Origin of the sequence: Nocardioides sp. NPDC057772, from assembly GCF_042798075.1 — a bacterium.
Taxonomy (GTDB): Bacteria; Actinomycetota; Actinomycetes; order Propionibacteriales; family Nocardioidaceae; genus Nocardioides.
On sequence record NZ_JBHVKN010000066.1, the window covers coordinates 18,489 to 23,951 of the forward strand.

Annotated in this window: 7 protein-coding genes; 6 read left to right on the plus strand and 1 reads right to left on the minus strand. The window is 71.3% G+C overall.

Annotated elements, in window-relative coordinates; all coding sequences use genetic code 11:
• Together ACFVJS_RS13340 and ACFVJS_RS13345 are read left to right on the plus strand one after the other, a co-directional pair.
• Positions 1-433: FAD-dependent monooxygenase (locus ACFVJS_RS13340; protein ID WP_378880650.1), on the plus strand; the 433-nt coding region annotated here is incomplete at its 5' end.
• Between the two features lie 75 nt (positions 434-508).
• On the plus strand, positions 509-823 hold the full coding sequence (locus ACFVJS_RS13345; protein WP_378880652.1) for a hypothetical protein: 315 nt from the start codon (positions 509-511) through the stop codon (positions 821-823).
• A gap of 147 nt (positions 824-970) precedes the next feature.
• Here the strand turns inward: ACFVJS_RS13345 and ACFVJS_RS13350 are convergent, their stop codons facing one another.
• The gene (locus ACFVJS_RS13350; RefSeq protein WP_045550174.1) at positions 971-1,918 is read right to left on the minus strand and encodes a PLP-dependent cysteine synthase family protein; all 948 of its coding nucleotides are present in this window, start codon (positions 1,916-1,918) and stop codon (positions 971-973) included.
• Positions 1,919-2,008: 90 nt separating this feature from the next.
• On the opposite strand from ACFVJS_RS13350, the gene ACFVJS_RS13355 reads away from it, so the two are divergent.
• The 4 genes from ACFVJS_RS13355 to ACFVJS_RS13370 all read left to right on the plus strand — a co-directional run.
• On the plus strand, positions 2,009-2,941 hold the full coding sequence (locus tag ACFVJS_RS13355; RefSeq protein ID WP_378880654.1) for an ABC transporter ATP-binding protein: 933 nt from the start codon (positions 2,009-2,011) through the stop codon (positions 2,939-2,941).
• Entirely contained in the window at positions 2,938-3,681 is a 744-nt protein-coding gene (locus tag ACFVJS_RS13360) for an ABC transporter permease (protein ID WP_378880657.1), read from the plus strand. Before ACFVJS_RS13355 ends, ACFVJS_RS13360 begins: the two co-directional genes overlap by 4 nt.
• A gap of 13 nt (positions 3,682-3,694) precedes the next feature.
• A complete protein-coding gene (locus ACFVJS_RS13365) occupies positions 3,695-4,909 on the plus strand; it encodes a sensor histidine kinase (protein ID WP_378880659.1) in 1,215 nt (404 codons plus the stop codon).
• On the plus strand, positions 4,906-5,463 hold a 558-nt coding region (locus ACFVJS_RS13370; protein ID WP_378880662.1), incomplete at its 3' end, for a response regulator. The genes ACFVJS_RS13365 and ACFVJS_RS13370, both read left to right, overlap by 4 nt.

Genomic DNA, 5,463 nt, shown 5'->3' on the forward strand with positions numbered 1-5,463 from the left:
CGCCTACCCCGGCTGGCACCCGGCCGTCGTCCAGATGATCTCCGCGGCACCGGCCTCCGAGCGGTGGGGCCTCTTCCACCGTCCGCCCCTGGCCACGTGGTCGCGCGGCCGGGTCACGCTGCTCGGCGACGCCGCCCACCTGATGCTCCCCCACCATGGCCAAGGCGCGGCCCAGGCGATCGAGGACGCGGTCGTCCTCGCCGACTGCCTCGCCTCCGACGACGACTGGGACCGTGCCCGCGCGACCTACGAGGTACGCCGCCGCGACCGCACCCGCCGGATCCAGTCCGCCTCGGTCGCCGCCGCCGACGTGCTCCATCTCCCCGACGGCCCACGCGCCCAGGCCCGCAACAAGCGGCTCGGGTCGCCCGATGCGTACGAACGCCATCTCGCCTGGATCCACGAGCACGACGTGACCGACCCGGCCCGTTAGCTCCGCGGCCCGTAACTCCGCGGCCCGCTGCCGCGTTGCCCAGGAGTGAGAGCCATCCTTGGACGCAAGGGTTTCATGGCGCTCGGCATCTGGGTGATGTACGCATCGGCCGTCGCCGTAGCGCTGGTCAACCTCGGCTCCACCGCCGAGGCCGACGGCGTCCGTTCCGGACGTCCGCTCGCCCCGGGCAGCCCGGCCGCTCTCATCGAGAGGCACGACTGCTGGAGCTCCGAGGCCCCGCGGGACATGACCGGCAGGCTCCCGGGCCACGCCATCGTCGCCACCGGCCCCGCCCCGCGCTACGTCGACGCCCACCTCACCGGCAAGGCCCTCGACCAGGTCTTCTCCGGTGAGGACCACGGGCTCGTCGTCTACGCCTTCTGCCGCTGAGCTTGCTGCTCGGCGGCTGGGTGGGCGGGAGGGGTAGTCCAGGGAGTTTCCGTCCATTACTGGCCAGTAGAACGACGGAAACTCCCTGGAGTACCCCGACAGACCCGATGTCAGACTCTGACGACAGACCTGACGACAGACCTGACGTCAGGCCCAGAGCTGGCCCTCGAGCCCCTCCTCGGCCTCGTCGATGGTGCCTTCGTACGCCCCGGTGGAGAGGTACTTCCAGCCACCGTCGGCGACGACGAAGGCGATGTCGGCCTTCTCACCGGCCTTGAGGGACTTGGCGGCCTGGGCGAGGGCGGCGTGGAGGATGGCTCCGGTGGAGATGCCGGCGAAGATGCCCTCCAGCTCCAGCAGCTCCCGCACGCGCCGGACGGCGTCGCGCGGACCCACCGAGAAGCGGGCGTCGATGAGCGAGGCGTCGTAGAGCTCGGGGACGAAACCCTCGTCGAGGTTGCGCAGGCCGTAGACGAGCTCACCGTAGCGCGGCTCGGCCGCGACGATGCGTACCTCCGGCTTGGCCGAGCGGAAGAATCGGCCCACGCCCATCAAGGTCCCCGTGGTGCCGAGCCCGGCGACGAAGTGGGTGATCGAGGGGAGGTCGGCGAGCAGCTCGGGGCCGGTGCCCTCCTCGTGCGCGAGCGCGTTGGCGGAGTTGCCATACTGGTAGAGCATCTCCCAGTCGGGGTGCTCGGCGGCAAGGCGCTTGGCGACCCGGACGGCCTCGTTGGAGCCGCCGGCGGCGGGCGAGGAGACGATCTCGGCGCCCCACATCCGCAGCAGCTGGCGCCGCTCCTCGGAGGTGTTCTCGGGCATCACGCAGACGATCCGGTAGCCCTTGAGCTTGGCCGCCATGGCCAGCGAGATGCCGGTGTTGCCGGAGGTCGGCTCGAGGATGGTGCAGCCCGGGCGGAGCCTGCCGTCCTTCTCGGCCTCCTCGACCATGCGAAGAGCCGGGCGGTCCTTGATCGAGCCGGTGGGGTTCCGGTCCTCGAGCTTGGCCCACAGACGTACGTCGGGCGAGGGCGAGAGGCGGGGCAGGCCCACCAGCGGAGTGCCACCGACCGACGCCAGCAGGTTGTCGTAGCGCATGAGGTCCATGGTCGCATCAACCGATCGGCTGATGCCCACTCGCGCCGATCGCCCGATCCGTGAGACCGCGTCACGGACCAGGCTGAGGGTATGCATCAGGAGCGAGAAGCAGCGGTCGTCGTGGACGGCCTGCGCAAGACGTACGGCGACAAAGTGGCGGTCGACGAGATCAGCCTGACCGTCCACGAGGGCGAGATCTTCGGCATCCTCGGGCCCAACGGGGCCGGCAAGAGCACGACCGTCGAGTCGATCGCCGGGTTGCGGGTGGGCGACCGGGGCCGGATCCGGGTCCACGGCATCGACCCCTGGACGGACCGGGCGGCGGTGACGGAGGTGCTGGGCGTACAGCTGCAGGAGGCGAAGCTGCAGCCGAAGATCACCGTCCAGGAGGCGCTGGAGCTGTGGAGCGCCTTCTACCCCGACCCGGAGCCGTGGGCACCGCTGGCCGAGCGGCTCGGTCTCGGCGGTCACCTGCGGCAGCGGTTCGAGAACCTCTCCGGTGGCCAGCAGCAGCGGCTCTCGATCGCGCTGGCTCTGATCGGCCGGCCGCGTGTCGTCGTGCTCGACGAGCTCACCACCGGCCTGGACCCGCGGGCGCGGCGCGAGGTGTGGGACCTGGTGCGTGACGTACGCGACCGGGGTGTGACCGTCCTGCTCGTCACGCACTCGATGGAGGAGGCGCAGACGCTCTGCGACCGGATCGCCATCGTCGACGCCGGCCGGATCCGGGCGCTGGACACCCCAGCCGGCCTCATCGACGCCGCCTCCGCCGCCACCATCACCACCTTCGAGACCACGGTCGCGGTCGACCTGGCTTCACTGCGGGAGCTCGACGGCGTCACCGCCGCCCGCAGCGAGAACGGCACCATCACCGTCGAGGGCGCCGAAGGGGTCGCGCTCGCGGTGGTCGAGGCACTGCGTACGCAGGGGGTGGCTCCGCTTCGGCTCCGGGTCGCCGCGGGCACCCTCGACGCCGCCTACCTCGACCTCACCGACACCGATGCCATGGAGGCTCTCCGATGACCAGTCCGACCGTTGCCGTGATCCGCGCGGAGTCCCGGCTCTTCGCCCGTGAGCGGCTCTCGCTCTTCTGGGTCGTGCTCTTCCCCAGCCTGCTGCTGAGCGTGCTCGGGGCGATCCCGAGCTTCCGCGAGAACAGCGCCGATCTCGGAGGCCGCAGCCTGATCGACGTCTACGTGCCGGTCACGGTGCTGCTCTCGATGATCATGGCGGCGATCATGACGATGCCACCGACGCTGACCGGCTACCGCGAGAGCGGCGTCCTGCGACGGCTCGGCACCACGCCCGCCCGACCGGCCTCGATCCTGCTCGGCCAGGTGCTGGTCCACGCCGCCGCGGTCGCGGCCTCCTCGGTGATCGTGGTCGTCCTCGGCCGGGTGGTCTTCGGGACGCCGCTGCCGGAGTCGCTGATCGGCTACGTGGTCGCCTACGTCCTGGCTCTGGCCGTCTCGCTGGGGATCGGCGCCGCGATCACCGCGGTCTCCCCCAACGCGAAGACGGGACAGGTCGTCGGGATGGTCGTCTTCTTCCCGTCGATGTTCACCGCAGGGGTCTATGTCCCGGTCGAGGCCTTCAGCGGCACGGTGCGCGACATCGTCTCCTTCACGCCCTACGGCGCGGCCTCCAACGCGCTCAACGACGCCGCCGGCGGATCGCTGCCGGCTCTGGCGGACCTGGCGGTGATGGGCGGCTGGACGGTCGTCCTCTACCTGATTGCCGTGCGCGCCTTCCGCTGGGAATGAGAGGGTCCTGCACATGACGTCGGCCGTCGAGCCCGAGCAGCTGTGGGAGCGCAACCTCAAGGCGCTTCCCTTCGTGCTGCTCGCGCTCGCCACGGTCATCTGCGTGGCGACCTTTCCGGAGATGGGGCCGCGCTCGGTCGGCATGCGGGTGACCTTCGGCGTGCTGGTGGCGGTGACCGCGGCGTGGATCTGGCAGTGGATGTATGTCCACGACGGCCCGCATCCGGTCGGCTACGTCGGTCGCACGCTGCTGGCCGCCGCCCTCACCATCATCCATCCGCTCTTCTGCATCTTCGCCTGGATCGGCTTCCTGGATGCCTTCGAGTCCTTCCGCGGCCGCTGGAGATGGGTCGCGATGGCGGCCACCTCCCTGATCATGGCCACTGGTCAGACCGGTGGCCCACCGCCCTACGACAGCCCGTGGCAGAACGCGGCGCTGCCGGTGCTCTTCGTCGTCAACTTCGGGCTCGCCACCTTGATGGCCCGCTACAGCATGCACCTCGACGCCGTCAGCCAGGCGCGGGCCGACACGATCGTCCGCTTGGAGCATGCCCTCGCGGAGAACGCGCGCCTGCAGGAGCAGCTCGTCGCGCAGTCGCGGCAGACCGGCGTACGCGACGAGCGCGAGCGCCTCGCCCGCGAGATCCACGACACGATCGCCCAGTCCTTGGCCGGGGTCGTCGCCCAGCTCCAGGCCGCCGAGGGATCCGCGGACGCCGAGGACGTACGCCGCCGAGTGGCCCGGGCCACCGAGATGGCCCGCACCGCGCTGGTCGAGGCGCGGCGGTCCGTGCAGGACCTCACCCCGGCCGAGCTGGCCGACGCCGGCCTCGTCGACGCGTTGTCGACGCTGGTCGAGGGCTGGCGCGTCGACCACGCCGTCGAGGCCTCCGTCGTCGTGGTCGGCGAGTCCACCGCGCTGCACCCCGAGGTCGAGGCCACGCTGCTGCGGATCGCCCAGGAGGCCCTCACCAACGTCGCCAAGCACGCCTCCGCACGCCGGGTCGGGGTCACGCTCACCTTCGACGACTCGGAGGTGATCCTCGACGTACGCGACGACGGCGCCGGCTTCGATCCCGCCGCTCCGCGCCGCTCGTCCTCGTTCGGGCTGGGCGTGATGCGCGACCGCGCGCAGCGCCTGACCGGCACCTTCACGCTGGAGTCGACCCCCGGCTCCGGCACCGCCGTCTCCGCCAGCATTCCCGCACTCCCACGAGGACCCGCATGAACCAACCGATCAAGATCGTGGTCGCCGACGACCACCCGGTCGTACGCGACGGGGTGGTCGGGGTGCTCCTCGCCCAAGGTTTCGAGGTCGTCGGCCAGGCCGGCGACGGCGAGGAGGCGGTGGCGCTCGTCGAGACGCTCGACCCGGACGTCCTCGTCCTCGACCTCCGGATGCCGGGCACCGGCGGCGTCGAGGTGATCGAGCGGATCCGCGCGAAGGAGTCGCGGACCGGCGTACTCGTCCTGACCACGTTCGACACGGACACCGACGTGGTCGCCGCGATCGAGGCGGGCGCGACCGGCTACCTGCTCAAGGACGCGCCGACGCCGGACCTGGTCGAGGCCGTGCGGGCGACCGCGGCCGGCGAGACCGTCCTCTCCCCCGCGGTCGCGACCCGGCTGGCCTCACGGCTCCGCTCGCCGGGCCCGTCAACGCAGCTCAGCCCCCGCGAGCGCGAGGTGCTGACCCTGGTCGCCCACGGCACCACCAACCGCGCGATCGCCGCCAAGCTCTTCGTCAGCGAGGCGACGGTCAAGACCCACCTGGGTCACATC